Raw genomic sequence first — 17,804 nt, forward strand, 5'->3', positions numbered from 1 at the left:
AGCAGCTGACTCTTAATCAGCGGGTCCTTGGTTCGAGCCCAAGTGTGTCCACCACTTCTTCTTCTGCCCAGACGCGTTCCGGTATGGACACATAGCTCAGTTGGTAGAGCAGCTGACTCTTAATCAGCGGGTCCTTGGTTCGAGCCCAAGTGTGTCCACCACGCCTTTTCCCGATCGATTGATCCCGATCCCTCGGCACGCGCGCCGTGCCCGGACGATCCGCGATCGCTGGCAATGGGTGCATCCTCGCTGATCGGGCGCTAGGAGCGACGGCATGCTGCACCGCCTCCCGCCGATTTCCGCCTGGTCCTCCGCCCTGATTTCTGCCCTGATCGGCTTTGGCGGCACGGTCGCGCTCGTCGTGAAGGCAATGACGGTGCTCGGCGCCTCGGCCGACCAGACCGGATCGGCGGTGACCGCCCTGTGTTTCGGAATCGCGGTGGCCGGTGCGCTGCTGACGCTACGGCTGCGCATGCCGATCGTGCTGGCCTGGTCGACTCCCGGCGCAGCACTGCTCGCTGCAATGCCGCCCGGGTTCGCGTGGCCGGCAGTGATCGGCGCCTTCGTCATCAGCGGCACCCTGATGGTCGCGCTCGGCGCCGTACCCGCGCTCGGACGGCTTGCCGCTCGCATCCCTGCCGCAGTGGCCACGGCAATGCTTGCCGGCGTGCTTCTCCCCTTCTGCCTGGGCCTTTTCCGCGCCGCGGCCATCGACCCGCTGATGGTGGGAATCGCCGTCGCGATCTTCTTGGTGGCGCGCCAGCGTGCCCCTGTGCACGCGACCCTGCTGGTGCTGGCGGCGGGCATCGCCCTGTCTATCCTGCGCCACGATATTGCGGGCCTTTCGTCAGGCGCCGCACTCGGCCAGGTGACGCCCACCGCACCGCGCTTCGACCTCGCCGCGATGATGAGCATCGCCCTGCCGCTCTTCCTGGTCACGCTCGTATCGCAGAACCTGCCCGGCCTCGTCGTACTGCAGACGGCGGGCTATGAGCCCCGATCGGGCGTGCTGCTGGCGGGCACAGGCCTCGCCTCCGTCCTCATGGCACCCTTCGGCGCGCATGCGATCAACCTTGCAGCGATCACCGCTGCCATCTGCACGAGTAGCGACGCACACTCCGATCCAGCGCGTCGCTGGATTGTCGGCATTCTCTATGCCGGCTTCTACCTGGTGCTGGGATTGTTTGCCCCGATGCTCGTCCGCCTGTTCCTGGCACTGCCGCCCAGCACCATCGCAACTCTGACCGGTGTGGCGCTCACCCCCGCCCTGGCCGGCGCGCTCGAGGCAGCCTTGGCGCAAAGGGAGGACCGCGACGCGGCGATAGTGACCTTCCTCGTCACCGGATCGGGGATGGTACTGTGGGGCCTGGGCGGCGCGTTCTGGGGGCTGATCGCGGGCTTTGCGGCACTCGGGGCGAAGCGGCTGACCCGCCCGCCGGCACCAACCGGCACCCGCCCATAGGGGCGTAGCGGCGTAGCAGCACGGGAATGTCACAGCGATAAAAAGAGAATATGGCGGAGAGGGAGGGATTCGAACCCTCGGTACGGTTACCCGCACAACGGTTTTCGAGACCGCCCCGATCGACCACTCCGGCACCTCTCCGCATGGGAGGATACGCACTCTCGGGATGGGCCCGAACCGCGTACCGGTCGCTGTGAGGCGCGGCCACTAGCGCAAAGTTTTGGGGCCCGCAAGCGGCTAGTTCCAAGTTTTTTCGCAGTCCGGGAAGCGGCGGTGACCTGCTGCTCCCTTCCCGGATCGGGAAGGCCGATGCGCGGCACCGTTGCCGTCCTGCGTCTGCACCCCTAGATTGGTGACATGTCAGAAACCAATGGTTCGCTTCTTTCCATCGACTCGGGCACGCCGATGCCCCCGATCGCCAGTGCGCGCTTCGCCATCGGCGACGTGGTGCGGCACCGCCTGCTCGATTTCCGCGGCGTGGTCTTCGACGTCGACCCGGTCTTCGCCAATACCGATGCATGGTATGATTCGATTCCCGCCGACATGCAGCCCGCGAAGGATCAGCCCTTTTATCATCTGCTCGCCGAGAATGCCGACTCGACCTACATCGCCTATGTCAGCCAGCAGAACCTGGTAGCCGACGACAGCGACGAGCCGGTGGACCATCCCGGCATCAGCGGCCTTTTCGACAGTTTCGATGCAGGGCGCTACCGGCTGAAGCCGAACCACCGACACTGAACCTTCCGCCGGGCCGCAGTGACTCGGAAAATCGCAGTTTCGTCTTGCGGAACGGTTGACATTCCTGCCCCCCTCGCATAGTTGCGCCCTTCCTCCTGCCGAGGTGCAACCTTGGCGGGCACATGCATTTGAACCAGAGAAGAGACCGATGTTCGCTATCGTGCGCACGGGCGGCAAGCAGTATCGCGTTGCCGCAGGAGACAAGATCGTCGTCGAGAAGCTCGATGGCGAAGCCGGTTCGTCGGTGACGCTGGGCGACGTCCTGCTGGCCGGCGAAGGCGGCGAGCTGAAGGCTACTGACGGCCTGACCGTTTCTGCCGAAATCGTCGCGCAGGCGAAGGGCGAGAAGGTCATCGTCTTCAAGAAGCGTCGTCGTCACAACTATCGCCGCAAGAACGGCCATCGCCAGCAGCACACGATCCTCAAGATCACTGCTATCGGCGCGGCCAAGTAAGCGACTGACGAGACACGAGGAGTATAGACAATGGCACATAAGAAGGCAGGCGGCTCGTCCCGCAATGGTCGCGACTCTGCTGGCCGTCGTCTTGGCGTGAAGAAGTTTGGTGGCGAGACCGTTCTCGCCGGCAACATTCTCGTGCGTCAGCGCGGCACCAAATTCTACCCGGGCGTGAACGTGGGCATGGGCAAGGACCATACCCTCTTCGCGCTCACCGACGGCCGCGTGTCGTTCAAGGAAGGCAAGCTTGGTCGCAAGTTCTGCTCCGTAGACATGATTGCCGAGGCGGCCGAATAACATCGGGCGACCGCACGGGTTGCCCACCAGGGCGACCCGGGTTCGACGAACCAACGCGAAAAGGGAGACGGGTCGCCCCGGTCTCCCTTTTTTCTTGCTCCCTGACACCGCGGTGAAACAGCCATGCCATAGGGCGTGCGCAAAGAAGCCGCAGGACCGAGGAGAGTGGTCATGTTCGTGCGGACCCAAAGATTGACGTTACGTCCCGGCTGGCCCGAGGACGCCCCTGCCCTGGCCCGGGCGATCGACCACGAGGCCGTCGTGCGCAACTTGTCGCGCGCGCCCTGGCCCTATTCGATCGAAGCGGCCGAGACCTTCCTCGCGCATTGGACCGACATGCGTTTCCTGGTGTTCGAACATCAGGGCGGCAGCGTGGCGCTGATCGGCTGCGTCGGAATCGATCCGGCCGGCGCAGAGGCGCATGAACTCGGCTACTGGCTCACGCCCTCCGCCTGGGGCAAGGGCTATGCGACCGAAGCCGCGCGGGGCGTTCTAGCCGCCGCACGTGCTTCGGGCATTCGCCGGGTGACCTCGCGCCATGCCGTGGACAATCCCGCCTCGGGACGGGTGCTGCGCAAGCTGGGCTTTCAGCCGACCGGCAGGGTCGAGCCGCTCTGGTCAAAGGGCCGCGGCTGCGAGATGGCGTGCGTGGCATTCGCGATGGACCTCGACGCCGAAGACTGCCGATCCGGCCCCGAACCGCGCCTGGCGGCATAAATCCTGCGCCGCCTCCCCGGCCTTGCCGGGGAGGCCGCTTTCCCCCGCCGCCAAGCTCGACTAAGCCGTCAACGAATGGACACAAGGCCGACACGTTGACGATCAAGGCGGCGCGCCGGCGCCTCTCCCCAGAAGAATCGCGCGACGCAGCGCTCGAAGCCGCGCGTACGTTGCTGATCGAGGACGGGCCGCAGGCGGTCACGCTCAAGGCGGTGGCGGCGCGCATCGGCCGCACCCACGCGAATCTGCTCCACCATTTCGGCTCCGCCGCCGGCCTGCAAAAGGCACTGGCGGCAAGCATGGCCGAGGCGGTTACAGTGAAGATCGGCGAGGCGGTGCTGCGCGCGCGCAGCGGGGACCACAACCTGCGGGAGATCGTGGATCTGACCTTCGATGCCTTCGGCCGCGAAGGCGCCGGTGCGCTGGCCAGCTGGATGCTGCTCACCGGCAACCAGGACGCGCTGGATCCCATTCTGGAAGCGATCCACCGGCTGGTGGACCGGATCAGCGAAGGCCAGGATGCCCGAGCGCCGCTCCGCGAGGAAACGCTGCAACTGACGCTGATGGCACTTGGCGATGCACTGCTGGGAGCTCCCATGGCGCGTGCCCTGGCGCTGCCGCGGGACCAGGCGCGCGAACTGGCGGCGGCAATGCTGCGCGAGCGCATTGCGGCCGCCGACTAAAAGCGCGGCTGGAACATCGCCCCCGCGCCGCCAGCCTAAACGAAAAGAAGCCGGGATGGCGAACCATCCCGGCCTCCTCCAAGCCTTCGGCCCCCAGGGTAGGGCCTTGGGCTATTAGCGGAACAGCGAAGTGATCGTCTGCGGCGCCTGGTTGGCGATCGACAGAGCCTGAACACCGAGCTGCTGCTTGACCTGCAGAGCCTGCAGTCGAGCCGATTCCTTCGCCAGGTCGGCGTCGACGAGGTTGCCGATGCCGCCTTCGATCACGTCCGACAGCTTGCTGGTGAAGGCCGACTGCGCGTCGATCTTGCGCGAAGCGGCGCCGAGCGTGCTGAGCGTGGTCTTCAGGTTGCTCTGCGTGGTCGTCAGGGTGTCGACCATCGCCTGCGCATTGGCCTGCGAGCTGATGTTACCGGTCGAAGCAATGGTGATCGTCGTACCGCCGAGGTCCAGACCCTGGTTCGCCACGCTGAGCGAATCCGGGTTCCAGGTGGTGGGCGAGCTCGTGTCCGAGTCCTGCAGCGACTGCAGCGCGGTCACCTGACCACCCGAAGCCTTGAGCAGGTTCGTGCCGTTGAAGTCCGAAGCGTTGACGATCGTGCTGATCTGGTCGCGCAGCGCGGTGAAGTCCTTGTTCAGGGCGTCACGGGTCGCGGTGTCGATACCAGCGTCAGCCGCCTGCGTGGCCTTCGCCTTCATCTGGTTGACGATGTCGGAGATCTGCTCGGCACCGGCAACGGCGACGTCGGTCACGCTCTTCGCGCGGCTGAGCGACGACGAAACCGCCTTCAGGCCACCCAGGTCGCCGCGGAGGCCCTGAGCGATCGTGTACTGTGCCGAGTCATCCTTGGTCGAGGACACCGCCATGCCGGTGTTGATGCGGCTCTGGGTGGTGGCCAGGTCCTTCTGGGTCGAAGTCAGGCTCTGGAGAGCCGCCATCGCGCCGACGTTCGTGTTAACCGAAAATGCCATGATACTTTCCTTCTAGGAACTATGGCCGCTTCTGCGACCAAGGGTCGGAACTGCCGACCAACGACAAGACGCTACTGCCCCCTGCCGGTCCCCTTTGGAGGTTCAATCGTTATCAGGTTCTTTATGCCAAGAAATTTATATGGTTACTTGAAGTTTAAGAGATTCACCGGAGGATGATCTGGGGCGCAGGTCTCGTTGCGGCGGTGCCCGCGAGAACGCCGTCGAAATTCGCGCCGTCGACTACGTCAAAGGCGTGTGCCGGCGACGGTGCCCGCCGCAGGAATCGATCGCGGCACCCAACTGCCGCCGCCCTATTCCGCCGCTTGCGCCACCCGCTTGGCCTCGCCGGACACGGCTTCCCGCACCGCCCGCGACAGCGCCGCCACGGTGAACGGTTTGCGCAGCACGGGCCGGTCGCGGAGCTGTTCCGGGCTCGCTTCCCCGGTGAAGCCGGTGACGAACAACACCGCCGCACCGCGCAACTGCGCCTCGATCGCGGCGATCATCTCCGGCCCCGTCTGTCCCGGCATCAGGACGTCGGTCATTATCAGGTCCAACGCCGCCATCGCCTCGATCGCGGCAGGCGCGGCCAAGGGATCAGCGCAGCCGACCGCACGATGCCCCAGCTCGCGCAGCGCAGCCAGCGTTGCGGCAAGGACGCGCGGATCGTCCTCGACGACGAGAATGTCGTAGCTGTCGCCGCTCTTGTCCTCGGTCAGATCGATCTTGGCCACCGCCGCCGGAGCGCCGGTCACCGCGCCCTTGTAGCGCGGCAGATAGAGCGTCACGGTGGTGCCCTCGTCCGGCGCCGTCTCGATCGTGATGCCGCCCCCAGACTGGCGGACGAAACCGAAGATCTGGCTGAGCCCGAGCCCGGTCCCCTTGCCCACCGGCTTGGTGGTGAAGAAAGGCTCGAACACGCGCTCCAGCACTGCCGGCGTCATGCCGCAGCCGTCGTCGCGCACGGCGACCGAAACATAGTCGCCCGCCGCGCAATGGCCGACCTCGTTCGCCGCAAGCCGCGATTCGCCGGTGGTGATCACCAGCGTCCCCCGGCCGTTCATCGCATCGCGCGCGTTGACCGCGAGGTTGAGCACGGCGTTTTCGAGCTGGTGGCGATCGACCCAGATCCGCCAGCCCATGCCGCGATCCTGCGCCTCCACCCGAATGGCGTCGCCCAAGGTGCGGTCGAGCAGATCGCGCATGCCGCGAATCAGCGCCCCGGCATCGACCGGCTCGGGCGCGAGCGACTCGGAGCGCGAGAAGGCAAGCAGCTGACGCGTGAGCGCGGCAGCGCGGTGCGCGCCCTCCATCGCATTGTCGAGATGGCGGGCCGCTTCCTTGGGATCGCTGTCGATCTGGCGCCGCGCCAGCTCCACGCCGCCCAGCACCACTGCGAGCATGTTGTTGAAATCGTGCGCAATGCCGCCCGTCAGCTGGCCCACCGCGTCCATTTTCTGTGCCTGGCGGAGCTTGGCTTCGGCGCCTTCCCGTTCGCGCGCTTCCTCGCGCAGCTGGGCCGTGGCGGCGGCCACCGCCTCGCGAAGCTGGCCAGCGCGCTCCCGCTCCCAGGCAGCATCGGCATCGGCCAGCGCGCGATCGCCCTGCGCCTCGATCGCCAGCCAGCCGAAGACGACCGCGCCCAGCGCGATTACCAGGCCGAAGCCGCTCAGCACGCGCGAGGCATAGCTGCTGTTCTCGATCAGCTGCGCGGCAGACCGGGTACGGTCCCGCAGCAGGCGCCGTTCCTGCTCGACGATGTTGTCGAGGATCGACTCCACCTGCTTGCGCGCCGGGCTCTCGCGCACCTGATAATAGGCGCCGAAGGCATCGCTGTTGCGCTTGAAGGTGGTGTAGAGCGCGGTGGCGTCGAGCTCCTTGCCGCGTTCGGCAAAGACGCGCTGGAGCTGGCGGACCTGCGCGAACAATATTGGGTTGTCGCCGGTCAGCTGCCGCAGCCGCTGCAGCTGCTCGCCCGCCTTGCCCCATTGATCGGCATATTGCTGGCCCAGATTGCGGTCGGCACTCACCACATAGCGGCCGAGCGCCGCCTCGGCCGAGGCAATGCCGCCCGACAGCTGGTTGGCGCGCAATATCACTTCGAAGCTGTGCTGCTGGAGCGCGATGGCGCGATCGCGCTCGAGATCGGTGCGCTGCTGGATCAGGATCAGCGCGCCGAGCACGAGTACGCCAGCTACTGCCAGCGCTGCCAGCAGTACCAGGCGCCAGTTCTTCGCGTGAACCGAACGCTCCAGAGACGGGATCGCTTCGCTCATCCGGCCTCGACTCTAGGCGTTTGAAACGACCGTGAAAAGCCGGTTAGGCAATCACCCCGACGGCCTGGCCGGCCGCGCGGAACATGCCCAGCACGCGCTCGATCTGCTCGGGCCGATGCTCGGCACACAGCGAGCAGCGCAGCAGGAACGTGCCGGCCGGAGTCGCCGGCGGGCGCGCCATGTTGACGTACAGGCCGTTCTCCAGCAGCGCCTGCCACATCATCACCGCCTGTTCCTGGTCCTCCAGGATCACGGCGATGATCGCGCTTTCGGGCGTTTCGGTGCCGAGCTTGAAGCCCATTTCCTTCAGCCCGCCGTGCAGCGTACGGGCGTTTTCCCACAGCCGCGCGCGCTTCTCGTGCGCGGTCATCAGCTTGCGGATCGAGGTCGCCGCGGTCGCCACCACGCTGGGGGGCAGCGAGGCGGTGAAGATGTATGCGCGGCAGGCCAGGCGGATCGCCTCGAACTTCGGGTGATTCGAGATGCAGAAGCCGCCGACGGTACCAACCGACTTCGAGAAGGTGCCGACGACGAAGTCGACGTCCGCTTCCAGTCCCTGGTCCTCGTACACGCCGCGGCCGTTGGGGCCGAAGAACCCCATCGAATGCGCCTCGTCGACGAGCACCATCGCACCGTGCTTCTTGGCAACGGCCACCATTTCCTTGAGCGGCGCGATGTCGCCGAGCATCGAGTAGACGCCCTCCAGCACCACCAGCTTGCCCGCTTCTGCCGGCAGCCGGCCGAGGCGCTTGTCGAGATCGGCCACGTCGTTGTGGCGGAAACGGACGATCTCGGCATTGCCCTGCTTGCAGCCGTCATAGATCGAGGCGTGGCTGTCGGCGTCGAGGATGATATACTCGCCCTTGCCCGCCAGCGTCGAGATCATGCCCAGATTGGCCATGTAGCCGGTCGAGAACACGATCGCGCCGGACACGCCGTAGAAGTCGCGCAGCGCCTGCTCGACTTCCATATGGTCGCGGAAGGTGCCGTTGAGCATGCGGCTGCCGTTGGTACCCGAACCGAACTGATCGAGCGCGTCCTTGCCGGCCTGGACCACGTCCTTGTCGAACGTCATGCCCATATAGTTGTAGGTGCCGAGCAGGATCGTGTCCTTGCCCTTGATCACCGCCTCGGTGGGCGACTTCACCTGCTCCATCACGATCGCGAACGGATCGATCACGCCGCTGTCGAGCAGCGCCTGGCGCTCGGCGATCAGCCCGTCGAACTTGCTCATCAGGTCGGTCATCGCGGTCAGCCCTTGAGCTTCTGCACGGCGTCAACCAGCTGGCCGACATTCTCGATCTCGGCCTGCATGTTCATGGTGATGACGATGTCGAACTCGTCCTCGATCGCGGCGACGAAATCCATCACCGTCAGGCTGTCCCATTCGAGATCGCCGGCGAAGCTGGTGGTTTCGGTGAGCGCGACGCCCTTCTTGTTGAAGGGTTCGATCTGCGCGGCGACGATGTCGAAGATTTCTGCACGGTCAGTCATGCGGCCGGTCCTTAGATTGATCGGCCGCAGGTGCCAAGCGAATGCGGCGAAACCGGGCCCGTGGCGGGGCAGTGCCCCAAAGGTCAGGCCGCGGCCGCCGCTTCCTCCGCGCCGCCGGTGAGGACGCCGTGCACCCACAGATCCATCTGGGCGGCGATCTTCTGGAGCAGGCTGGGATGGAGATGCGTCACGTCCGCCATCTCGTCATAGCTGTCGAGGAGGTCCGCCATTTCGAGGAGGAAGATGCGGCCGGGATTCTCGCGCGCCACCTGCCGCCAGACGGCGTTGAACATCCGGCAGCGTTCGGGTGAATGGTTGAGCCCCAGGCGATATTTGTCGATCGGCGCATCCTCCGGCGGCAGCACCACCAGCATCCGCAGGTCGTTCTCGATCAGGTGGATGCACAGGCGCAGCACGCATTTCTGGTACACCCCGCGTTCCAGCAGGTGCCACTTGCCGGGCCAGCGATTGTCCAGATAGTCGATCGTGGCCCCGTAGACGAGGAAAGGCGGGAAGTGCTGCGCCTTGTAGCGCTCGTCGTCCATCATCCTTAGCGCGAACAGCCGCGGATTGTTGTCGAAATCGATCGCGGGGCGATACCGGCTGTAGTGCGCGATGCCGCCGGACTGGCAGTCGAACATGACGCGGATGCCCGCCTCAGCCACCGGATCGGCGAGCAACTCGGCACGGATCGCGGCGCGCACCTCGGGCTCGTCGAACCCGTGGTCCTCGATCCAGTCGGGCGTCGCCTGGCTGAAGCGGCTGTCGAGCGCGCTGAAATCGGCGTCGGGCCAGTTCACGCGAATCTTGTTCAGCGCATAGGCCTCCAGCCCCATGTGCATGGCGCGGCAGGAGAAGGTGAAATGGACCAGCCGCTGTTCGACCCGGTCATACATCACGAAGCCCACCAGGCCGTAGCGGCCATATTTGTCCCAGGCGAAGATCGACCAGCTGTCGTGTCGGGTGACGTTGATGATGTCGCGTTCGAGCTGGGCGGGCTCGACGCGCGACTGGGTGTAGTTGAGCTGGTTGGCGCGGTTGATCAGTTCGGCGATGCGCGGCACGAACTCGAGATTGTCCATGATGAACGGCGCGCAGGCGCACAGGCCGGAGGCGCGCAGGAAGGCCTCGTTGGACTGACCGGCCACGGCGGTGCGGTCGCGCTTCTTCGCCTCGAGGATGCGGTAGTCGGCGACGCGGCTGCGCGTGCCGGTCTGGATCGCGAGAAGGCCGGCAAGCTGTTCGTCGGCGTCTGCGGCGGTGGCATCCAGCGTCTGGATCTCGGGCAATGCGTGGCGGACTTCGGCGAGGTTGTGCGGGTTGTCGTCGATGAAGAGGACGTTGACGGCGCGCAGCTGCATGTCAGCGATGATCCCGCGGCTCGCCTCGGCTTTGGGCGTGAAGGCGATGTGCGGGAAGACGAATTCATCCCACAGTCCGAAGGCCTCCAGCTTCGCCCGCGCCGCGTCAAAGTCATTCTTCGAGCAGATCGAGGAGACCACGCCGCGCGCATTGAAGGCGCGGACCAGCTCGGCACGCTGCTCGAACAGCACGACCGCATCGCCGTCGGCGAGCGTGCCTCCCCACAGCGTGTCGTCGAGGTCCCAGAGGATGAGCTTGATCGGGGCGGTCCACATGCCCCCTTTATAGAATGGTTAAGCAGAGACTGCGGTGCGGGAACCCGATCGCGGGCTCAGCGCGCCTCGACGCGTACCAATGGAATGCGGCCCGAGCCGATGGCCGAATAGGTGAGCCCCACCTGTTCGATGTTGCGCCGCTCCCCGCGCAGATCGATCGGGCGGGTACAGGCCCGCCCCTCGATGCGCTCGCGGACGCCGACATCCTGTCGGCCACCATTGGCAAAGCGGATTGCTACCTCGCGCAGGCGGAAAGGATGGTTGACCGAGCAGACGCGGATCTGCCGATCGCGCCGCTCGCCGCGAACGCGGATGATGTCGCGGTCGCCCTTGCCGTTGATCATCTGGAGGCCCACGCTGCGCCAGCGCCCGCCATGGTTCCCGCCATGATGGCCATCATGCCGCTCCTGCGCAGCCGCCGGCATGATCGAAACGGCAGAAACAGCAAGCAATCCCAAGAATTTCTTCATTATTCCCTCCCTGCGAACAACTAGTGCATACGCTCAGGATTCCCGCAGAAAGACTATAGCGGTAATACTGACGTCAAGACAACTATGCCGTCCGGACAGGGTACTGACGGTGGTGAAGGAGAATATCGGCCGGAAACGGCCACCCCTTCCTTCAGGATCAGAGCAGTTCCTGCTGCCGATACCAGCGTGCCGTTGCAACCAGCCCCGCCTCGGTCTCCACCTGCGGCGTCCAGAGATTGGCGGGCGCGCGGTGCGCCGGGTTCGCCACCCAGTCCGGATGGCAGAAATAGGAAACGCGATCGGGTGTGAGCTTGGCGCGCTTGCCCCGCAGCGCCCGGTCGACATAGGCGCCGGCCATCAGCACCGCCTTGGGCAGCGACAATGCCAGCACCCGCCGCCCGACCGCGCGGCCAATGGCACGGGCGAACTCCGGATGGCTCCAGCCCCCTGCCCGACCGTCATCGGGGTCAATCTCGCCGGGGAAACTCTCATTCGCCGCGAGCGCCAGCAGCAGGCGGCCGAGATCGCTCACTTCGATCACCGAAATGCGGCCGCCCGGCGGCAACAGCGCCAGCCCGAAGCGGGCGACGCGGAACAGCTCCAGCATCTCCAGGTCGCCGGGGCCGTAGATCGCCGGTGGGCGGACGATCGTCCAGTCGAGCCCGGACTGGCGCACCAGCTTGTCGGCCTCGCCCTTCGACCAGCCATAGGCGGAGAGCTCGGGCTCCCGGCTGGCGAGCGAGGAGACATGCACGTAGCGCCGCACCCCTGCACCCTTCGCCGCGGCCAGCATGTTCGCCGTGCCGTTGATGTTGCCGCGCGCGAAGCCCTCGCGGTCGGGCGCGTTCACCACGCCGGCGACATGGATCACCGCATCGGCGCCGGTGCACAGATCTGCCAGCGCCGCCGCCGCGTCGAGATCGCCGCGAACCCAAGTGACGCCGTCACGCGCCGACTGGTCGCGACGGGTGAGCGCGCGAACCTGGTGCCCCGCTTCCAGCGCGAGGTCGATCAGCCGCGATCCGACGAAGCCGGTGCCGCCAGTTACCGCCAAGACGCTCACAGCAGCGCCATGTGGCTGCGGTGGACCAAAGCGGCGCGTGGCGCATAGCCGAGGATCTCGACCAGATCCTCGCTTCGCCGCCCGACGATTCGGGACGCATCGACATGGCCATATTCGGCGAGCCCGCGCGCGAGGTGCCTGCCGTCCGGCCCCACCACCACGACCAGGTCACCGCGCGCGAAGCGGCCCTCGACCCGCGTCGCGCCAGCCGAGAGCAGGCTGCGCCCTTCCTTCAGCGCCTGCGCGGCGCCCTCGTCGATATGGACTGCGCCCTTGGCAGTGAGCCCGCCGCGTAGCCACGCCTTGCGCGCCGCCGCGCCCTTCTGGCCGAGGAACAACGTGCCGCGGCGGCTCGTCGCAAGCCGCGCCAGCGGATGTTCGACCCGGCCATCGGCGATGGCAAGGTGCGCGCCCGCGCTGGTCGCGATCCGCGCCGCCTCGATTTTGGAGACCATGCCCCCCGACCCCATGCCCGAGGCCGAGCCACGATCGGCCATCGCCTCGATCCGCTCGTCGATGATGTCGACCAGTTCGATCAGCTGCGCATCCGGATGGGTGTTAGGATTGGCGGTGTACAGCCCGTCGACGTCCGAAAGCAGGATCACGCCGTCCGCATTGGCGGCACTCGCCACGCGGGCCGCCAGCCGATCATTGTCGCCGAAGCGGATTTCCTCGGTCGCGACCGAATCATTCTCGTTGATCACCGGGACCACGCCCAGCCGCAGCAGCCGGTCGAGTGTCGCCGAGACGTTGAGATAGCGGCGGCGATCCTCGAGATCGTCGAGCGTCACCAGCATCTGCGCGGCAGTCATGCCCTGATCGTGCAGCAGTTCGGCCCAGATGCTGGAAAGCGCGATCTGGCCGGTGGCGGCCGCCGCCTGCGCATCCTCCAGACTGGCGCGTCCCCCCTTGGGCAGCTTGAGCCGCCGCGCACCGAGCGCGATCGCGCCGGAGGAGACGATGACGAGCTGCTGCCCCTCGCGCGCCCGCGACCCGAGATCCGCGGCGAGCGCGGCAAGCCAGTCGCGCCGGATCTGCCCCTCTGGGTCGACAAGCAGCGAGGAACCCACCTTCACGACCAGCCGGCCGCAGGTGGACGGGCTGAAACCGATGGCGTCGGCATGGCGGGCGAGCGCGGACATGGCTGCGCTCTTAGCGGTGCGGTTCGGCATCTGCCAAGCCGATCAGACGATCGATTCACGCTGCAGGTCGCTGCAATGGCCGACCCCGCTCGCCTTCAGCCGTGCGAGCACGGCGTCCCGCGTGTCGCTGTCGCCGGCGCGGATCTCGCCCAGCTCCGCAGCCGTCAGCAGCACGACCGGCACCGCCCGCACGGCACTGAGCGGCATATCCTCGATTCGCGTATCGAAATCGGGCTCCGGCCCGCCGATCATCACGCCGAGCACGTCGTCTGCGGTGAGAAAATGGGCAGGCAATCGCGCCGCGATCGCCGCAGAGCTGGAAACGTTCGTCAGTTCCAGGGGGATCGGGCCGTGGCGTTCAAGCGGGCGGAGGATGCCCTGCTCCTCGGCGACGATCGCCGCCACGCGGCGCAGCACCTCGAGCATCCAGCCATCGCCCGCCACCTGCGTGGGCGCACCCTCGCCCGGCCCTTCGACGAACAGCTCGATCTCGAACCCGTTGGCGGTTGCGCTGTCGTCGAACGGATCGGACAACCCGTCGGTCGCGAGCAGGATCGCATTGCCGCGATGGATCAGCCGGTAGGCCTCGTGCCCGCCCGGCCATAGCGAACCGGCCGGTGCGGAGGACAGGATGCGGTCGCTTGCGGGGCCGAGCGCAGACCAGAACAGTCCCCGCGCTTCGGACGAGCGTTCGGCGACGCTCGCGATTCGGTGTGGTTCGGGTCCGCCAACCGCCTGCGCCTTCGCACCAAACAGTCTCCGTAACCAGCCGAACGCACCCATCCGCGTCTCTCCAAAAAGGAATCAGACGCGAAGGGTTGCCCTAGAAATGCGTCAGACCGGCGACCATTGAACAGGCTCTTCACCATCTTCGAAGTCTTCGTCGGCCGCCCGGTTCTCGTTCGGGCCGATCGCCTCCAGCAACTGGTCAAGCACCCAGTCGACACCGGTGCCGGCGGCGCCGGACAGCGGAATGACCTGCGCGCCGCTCGCTTCTTGCAGCTCTGCCGAAAGCGCGGCGATCAGTTCGTCGTCGAGCGTGTCGATCTTGTTGAGCGCTATCACCACCGGCTTGTCGGACAGTCCTGCGCCATAGGCCTCCAGCTCGTCGCGGACGATCTGGTAGCTGGTAGCCACGTCCTCGTCGTTCGCGTCGATCAGGTGGAGCAGCACACGGCAGCGCTCGATATGGCCTAGGAAACGGTCACCGATACCGGCGCCTTCCGCCGCGCCTGCGATCAGGCCGGGAATGTCGGCAATGACGAATTCGCGCTGCTTGTGGCGCACCACGCCCAGCTGTGGCCGGGTGGTGGTGAAGGCATATTCGCCGACCTTCGCCTGCGCGTTGGTCACTGCGTTGATGAAGGTGGACTTGCCGGCATTGGGCAGCCCGACCAGCCCGGCATCGGCAAGCAGCTTCAGGCGCAGCCAGACCCAGGCTTCCTCGCTCGGCCAGCCGGTGCCGTGCTGGCGGGGCGCGCGGTTGGTCGAGGTCTTGTAGGTCGCATTGCCGCGGCCACCGTCGCCGCCGCGCAGGAAGACGATGCGCTGGCCTTCCTTGGTGAGGTCGGCCAGCAGCGTGCGCTCATCGTCGTCGGCGAGGATCTGGGTGCCGATCGGCACCTTGATCACCAGGTCGTCGCCGCCTGCACCGGTACGGTTCGAGCCCGACCCGCCGCTGCCGCGCGGCGCGCGGAAATGCTGGGTGTAGCGGAAGTCGATCAGCGTGTTCAGGCCGGCTACCGCTTCGAAGACGATGTCGCCGCCCTTGCCGCCATTGCCGCCGTCGGGGCCGCCATATTCGATGAACTTCTCGCGGCGGAAGCTCACGGCACCGGGTCCGCCGGCACCCGAGCGGACGAAAATCTTGGCTTGATCGAGGAAATGCATCGCGGGCCCATAGACGTTCGGCGCGATTCCGTCACCCCCGGCAGACTCTTTGGCGAACTTGCCGGTGCCGGAATGACACTTTCCGGGTGGCATCGGCGTTGAGCACCGCTATACGCGACCGGATCGCTTCCGCCCATTTTCCGTTACAGGGGCGCAAGGATCCAAGCTCTGAAGGACGTTCAGCGAACAGCATGAATTCGATCGATCGCTACATGGCGCGGCTGATCGCAGTGCCGCTGATCTCCACCCTCATCATCTCCGCGATGCTGCTCGTGCTCGATCGCATGCTGCGGCTGTTCGAGTTTGTCGCGACCGAGGGCGGCCCCGTAAGCGTAGTCTGGCGCATGCTCGCCAACCTGCTGCCCGAATATCTGGGCCTCGGCATCCCGATCGGGCTGATGCTGGGCGTGCTGCTCGCCTTCCGCCGGCTCGCCACCTCGTCGGAGCTTGACGTGCTGCGGGCGGTGGGCGTCAGCTACACCCGCCTGCTGCGCGTGCCGTACATGTACGCGATCGTGCTGGCCGCGGTGAACTTCGCGATCGTCGGCTTCGTCCAGCCGACCTCGCGCTACAATTACGAGCAGCTCCGCTTCGAGCTGCGCTCGGGCGCACTCGGCGCCTCGATCAAGGTCGGTGAATTCACCAGCTTCGGCTCGAAGATGACGCTGCGGATCGAGTCGAGCCAGGACGAGGGCCGCGACCTGCGCGGCATCTTCGTGGAGATGACCAACAAGGACGGCACGCCGCTCGCGGTCACTGCGCAGAAGGGGCAGTTCCTCCGCTCCGACGACCCCGACACGATCATCTTCCGCCTGTCCAACGGCACGCTCGTCCATTATGACAAGAGCTCGCCGGTGCCGCGGGTGCTGACCTTCACCACCCACAACCTGCCGATCCCGCTCCCGAAATACGAGCAGTTCCGCAAGCGCGGCGACAGCAACATCGAGCGCACCCTGCCCGAACTGGCAGTGATCGGCCGCAATCGTTCGGCACCGGAGATTGATCGCGAGACCAGCCGCTCGGCCTTCCACTATCGCATGGCGGAAGTGACGACGATGTTCCTGCTGCCGATGCTGGCGGTGGCGCTGGCGATCCCGCCCAAGCGCTCTACCTCGATGCTCGGCGTGTTCCTGTCGATCCTGATGATCGTCACCTATCACAAGGTGAACGAGTATGCGCAGGGCGTGGGCAGCCTGGGGCTGGTCGATCCGATCATCGCGCTATGGGTGCCCTTCTCAATCTTTGCGGGGCTTACCGTCTGGATGTACTACACCGTCGCCTATGTGCCCGGCGGGCAGCCGATCGGCGCGCTGGAGCGCGTATTCTCCAAGACCGCGAAGCTGATCGGCAGGCTGCTGCCCGGCAGCAAGCGCCGACGCCGCAAGGCGGAGGCGGCGCGATGAGCCTGCGCGGTTTGTTCCCCTCGCCCACCATCTCGCTGTACATGGCGCGGCTGTTCGTGTTCCGCACCTTCGCGCTGCTCGGCGCGCTGGTGCTGGTGCTGACCTCACTCGACCTGCTGACCGAAAGCGCGGCGATTCTCGCGCATCCCGGCAACGGCAACGCCGAGATCCTGCGCTACGTGACGCTGCGCGTGCCGCAGATCGTGTCGACCTTCCTGCCCTATTCGGTGCTCGGCGGCGCGATCTTCACCCTCGCCCAGCTCAACCAGAACAGCGAGATCGTCGCGCTCAAGTCCGGCGGGCTTTCGGCGCACCAGGTGCTGGCGCCGCTGATGATTTCGGGCCTGATCGTCGCCGGTCTTTCCTTCGCCTTCAACGACCGCATCGTCAGCCGCGCCACCGCCACGCTGGAGCAGTGGAAGAAGGTGGAGTTCGCCCCCCTGCCCGTCGATCGCGGCGATCGCGCGAATGTGTGGGTGCAGGCGAGCGGCAACCTGATCAACGTCCAGCAGATCAAGGGCAAGGGCGAGGCCGCCCAATTGTACGACATCACCGTCTATCAGCGGACGCGGGGCTCGCTTACCGCGATCCTCACGGCCAAGCACGGCGTTCGGGCCGGCGATGGCTGGCGCGTCGATGGCGTGAAGCGGTTCGATATCGCCGCCGGCACGCTCACCCCGGTGGGACCGACCATGATCGGCGCAGGTGTGCGGCCCGACCAGTTCACGCTGGCCCATGTCGATCCCGATTCGAGCTCCTTTTCCGAACTCCGTCTCGCGATCGACGAATTGAAGGCCGCCGGCCGCCCTACCAAGGCCCTGGAAGGTTCGCTGTGGCACAAGCTCTCCGGCCCGCTTTCAGCGCTGCTCATGCCGCTGCTGGGCGGAGTCTCCGCCTTCGGCCTTGCGCGCTCCGGCAAGCTGTTCGTGCGCGTGGTGATCGGGATGGCGCTTGGCTTCCTCTATTTCGTCGCGGACAATTTCGCGCTGGCGATGGGCAATCTCGGCGCCTACCCGCCCTTCCTCGCCGCCTGGGCACCGTTCCTGCTGTTCCTGATGATCGGCGAGGCGGTGCTGCTGCGGACGGAGGAATAGCGTGGCCGG

At 66.3% G+C, this 17,804-nt stretch carries 18 protein-coding genes and 3 tRNA genes (1 of these 21 cut by a window edge); 10 read left to right on the forward strand and 11 right to left on the reverse strand.

Annotation, left to right across the window (positions count from 1 at the left end; genetic code table 11):
* The 3 genes from V7E00_RS09590 to V7E00_RS09600 all read left to right on the forward strand — a co-directional run.
* A tRNA-Lys gene (locus V7E00_RS09590) sits at positions 1-54 on the forward strand; it begins 122 nt to the left of the window's first position.
* Positions 55-85: 31 nt separating this feature from the next.
* A tRNA-Lys gene (locus V7E00_RS09595) sits at positions 86-161 on the forward strand.
* Between the two features lie 113 nt (positions 162-274).
* A complete protein-coding gene (locus V7E00_RS09600; protein WP_333572449.1) occupies positions 275-1,462 on the forward strand; it encodes a benzoate/H(+) symporter BenE family transporter in 1,188 nt (395 codons plus the stop codon).
* Between the two features lie 51 nt (positions 1,463-1,513).
* Here the strand turns inward: V7E00_RS09600 and V7E00_RS09605 are convergent.
* Positions 1,514-1,603: transfer RNA gene (locus V7E00_RS09605), tRNA-Ser, on the reverse strand.
* Positions 1,604-1,819: 216 nt separating this feature from the next.
* On the opposite strand from V7E00_RS09605, the gene hspQ reads away from it, so the two are divergent.
* The 5 genes from hspQ (at position 1,820) to V7E00_RS09630 (ending at position 4,354) form a co-directional block, all read left to right on the forward strand.
* On the forward strand, positions 1,820-2,200 hold the full coding sequence (gene hspQ / locus V7E00_RS09610) for a heat shock protein HspQ (protein ID WP_333572450.1): 381 nt from the start codon (positions 1,820-1,822) through the stop codon (positions 2,198-2,200).
* 148 nt (positions 2,201-2,348) lie between these two features.
* Positions 2,349-2,654, forward strand: coding sequence for a 50S ribosomal protein L21 (gene rplU / locus V7E00_RS09615; protein WP_064313799.1), 306 nt, complete (start codon positions 2,349-2,351; stop codon positions 2,652-2,654).
* Positions 2,655-2,684: 30 nt separating this feature from the next.
* Positions 2,685-2,954, forward strand: a complete 270-nt coding sequence (rpmA, locus tag V7E00_RS09620) for a 50S ribosomal protein L27 (RefSeq protein WP_010545913.1) — start codon at positions 2,685-2,687, stop codon at positions 2,952-2,954.
* A 171-nt stretch (positions 2,955-3,125) separates the two neighbouring features.
* Positions 3,126-3,671, forward strand: coding sequence for a GNAT family N-acetyltransferase (locus tag V7E00_RS09625; RefSeq protein WP_333572451.1), 546 nt, complete (start codon positions 3,126-3,128; stop codon positions 3,669-3,671).
* A 101-nt stretch (positions 3,672-3,772) separates the two neighbouring features.
* The gene (locus V7E00_RS09630) at positions 3,773-4,354 is read left to right on the forward strand and encodes a TetR/AcrR family transcriptional regulator (RefSeq protein ID WP_333573842.1); all 582 of its coding nucleotides are present in this window, start codon (positions 3,773-3,775) and stop codon (positions 4,352-4,354) included.
* Positions 4,355-4,468: 114 nt separating this feature from the next.
* On the opposite strand, the gene V7E00_RS09635 is transcribed toward V7E00_RS09630, so the two are convergent.
* The 10 genes from V7E00_RS09635 to obgE form a co-directional block, all read right to left on the reverse strand.
* The gene (locus tag V7E00_RS09635; protein WP_333572452.1) at positions 4,469-5,326 is read right to left on the reverse strand and encodes a flagellin; all 858 of its coding nucleotides are present in this window, start codon (positions 5,324-5,326) and stop codon (positions 4,469-4,471) included.
* A gap of 311 nt (positions 5,327-5,637) precedes the next feature.
* On the reverse strand, positions 5,638-7,602 hold the full coding sequence (locus V7E00_RS09640) for an ATP-binding protein (protein ID WP_333572453.1): 1,965 nt from the start codon (positions 7,600-7,602) through the stop codon (positions 5,638-5,640).
* A 43-nt stretch (positions 7,603-7,645) separates the two neighbouring features.
* Positions 7,646-8,848 carry a serine palmitoyltransferase gene (gene spt, locus V7E00_RS09645; RefSeq protein ID WP_333572454.1) on the reverse strand — a complete coding sequence of 401 codons (1,203 nt, stop codon included), beginning with the start codon at positions 8,846-8,848 and terminating at the stop codon, positions 7,646-7,648.
* Positions 8,849-8,853: 5 nt separating this feature from the next.
* Positions 8,854-9,096 (reverse strand): acyl carrier protein, encoded by a 243-nt coding sequence (locus V7E00_RS09650; protein WP_333572455.1) that lies wholly within the window; start codon positions 9,094-9,096, stop codon positions 8,854-8,856.
* 83 nt (positions 9,097-9,179) lie between these two features.
* Positions 9,180-10,733, reverse strand: coding sequence for a hypothetical protein (locus tag V7E00_RS09655; protein ID WP_333572456.1), 1,554 nt, complete (start codon positions 10,731-10,733; stop codon positions 9,180-9,182).
* A gap of 56 nt (positions 10,734-10,789) precedes the next feature.
* Positions 10,790-11,203, reverse strand: coding sequence for a hypothetical protein (locus tag V7E00_RS09660; protein ID WP_333572457.1), 414 nt, complete (start codon positions 11,201-11,203; stop codon positions 10,790-10,792).
* A 157-nt stretch (positions 11,204-11,360) separates the two neighbouring features.
* Complete coding sequence (locus V7E00_RS09665; RefSeq protein WP_333572458.1) at positions 11,361-12,266, reverse strand: NAD-dependent epimerase/dehydratase family protein; 906 nt, start codon at positions 12,264-12,266, stop codon at positions 11,361-11,363.
* Positions 12,263-13,408 carry a glutamate 5-kinase gene (gene proB / locus V7E00_RS09670; protein WP_333572459.1) on the reverse strand — a complete coding sequence of 382 codons (1,146 nt, stop codon included), beginning with the start codon at positions 13,406-13,408 and terminating at the stop codon, positions 12,263-12,265. The genes V7E00_RS09665 and proB overlap by 4 nt, the downstream gene beginning before the upstream one ends.
* A 42-nt stretch (positions 13,409-13,450) precedes the next feature.
* Complete coding sequence (locus V7E00_RS09675) at positions 13,451-14,191, reverse strand: hypothetical protein (RefSeq protein ID WP_333572460.1); 741 nt, start codon at positions 14,189-14,191, stop codon at positions 13,451-13,453.
* 51 nt (positions 14,192-14,242) lie between these two features.
* Complete coding sequence (gene obgE, locus V7E00_RS09680; protein WP_333572461.1) at positions 14,243-15,298, reverse strand: GTPase ObgE; 1,056 nt, start codon at positions 15,296-15,298, stop codon at positions 14,243-14,245.
* A gap of 191 nt (positions 15,299-15,489) precedes the next feature.
* On the opposite strand from obgE, the gene lptF reads away from it, so the two are divergent.
* On the forward strand, positions 15,490-16,701 hold the full coding sequence (gene lptF / locus V7E00_RS09685; RefSeq protein ID WP_333572462.1) for an LPS export ABC transporter permease LptF: 1,212 nt from the start codon (positions 15,490-15,492) through the stop codon (positions 16,699-16,701).
* Entirely contained in the window at positions 16,698-17,795 is a 1,098-nt protein-coding gene (gene lptG, locus V7E00_RS09690; RefSeq protein ID WP_333572463.1) for an LPS export ABC transporter permease LptG, read from the forward strand. The genes lptF and lptG overlap by 4 nt, the downstream gene beginning before the upstream one ends.
* Positions 17,796-17,804: the final 9 nt, after the last annotated feature.

The organism is Sphingomonas sp., from assembly GCF_036731925.1.
GTDB lineage: Bacteria > Pseudomonadota > Alphaproteobacteria > Sphingomonadales > Sphingomonadaceae > Sphingomonas.

Coding starts and splice junctions, on each gene's coding strand:
- V7E00_RS09600 (WP_333572449.1), top strand. CDS start 275: ATGCTGCACCGCCTCCCGCCGATTTCCGCCTGGTCCTCCGCCCTGATT.
- hspQ (WP_333572450.1), top strand. CDS start 1,820: ATGTCAGAAACCAATGGTTCGCTTCTTTCCATCGACTCGGGCACGCCG.
- rplU (WP_064313799.1), top strand. CDS start 2,349: ATGTTCGCTATCGTGCGCACGGGCGGCAAGCAGTATCGCGTTGCCGCA.
- rpmA (WP_010545913.1), top strand. CDS start 2,685: ATGGCACATAAGAAGGCAGGCGGCTCGTCCCGCAATGGTCGCGACTCT.
- V7E00_RS09625 (WP_333572451.1), top strand. CDS start 3,126: ATGTTCGTGCGGACCCAAAGATTGACGTTACGTCCCGGCTGGCCCGAG.
- V7E00_RS09635 (WP_333572452.1), bottom strand. CDS start 5,326: ATGGCATTTTCGGTTAACACGAACGTCGGCGCGATGGCGGCTCTCCAG.
- V7E00_RS09640 (WP_333572453.1), bottom strand. CDS start 7,602: ATGAGCGAAGCGATCCCGTCTCTGGAGCGTTCGGTTCACGCGAAGAAC.
- spt (WP_333572454.1), bottom strand. CDS start 8,848: ATGACCGACCTGATGAGCAAGTTCGACGGGCTGATCGCCGAGCGCCAG.
- V7E00_RS09650 (WP_333572455.1), bottom strand. CDS start 9,096: ATGACTGACCGTGCAGAAATCTTCGACATCGTCGCCGCGCAGATCGAA.
- V7E00_RS09655 (WP_333572456.1), bottom strand. CDS start 10,733: ATGTGGACCGCCCCGATCAAGCTCATCCTCTGGGACCTCGACGACACG.
- V7E00_RS09660 (WP_333572457.1), bottom strand. CDS start 11,203: ATGAAGAAATTCTTGGGATTGCTTGCTGTTTCTGCCGTTTCGATCATG.
- proB (WP_333572459.1), bottom strand. CDS start 13,408: ATGTCCGCGCTCGCCCGCCATGCCGACGCCATCGGTTTCAGCCCGTCC.
- V7E00_RS09675 (WP_333572460.1), bottom strand. CDS start 14,191: ATGGGTGCGTTCGGCTGGTTACGGAGACTGTTTGGTGCGAAGGCGCAG.
- obgE (WP_333572461.1), bottom strand. CDS start 15,298: ATGCATTTCCTCGATCAAGCCAAGATTTTCGTCCGCTCGGGTGCCGGC.
- lptF (WP_333572462.1), top strand. CDS start 15,490: ATGAATTCGATCGATCGCTACATGGCGCGGCTGATCGCAGTGCCGCTG.
- lptG (WP_333572463.1), top strand. CDS start 16,698: ATGAGCCTGCGCGGTTTGTTCCCCTCGCCCACCATCTCGCTGTACATG.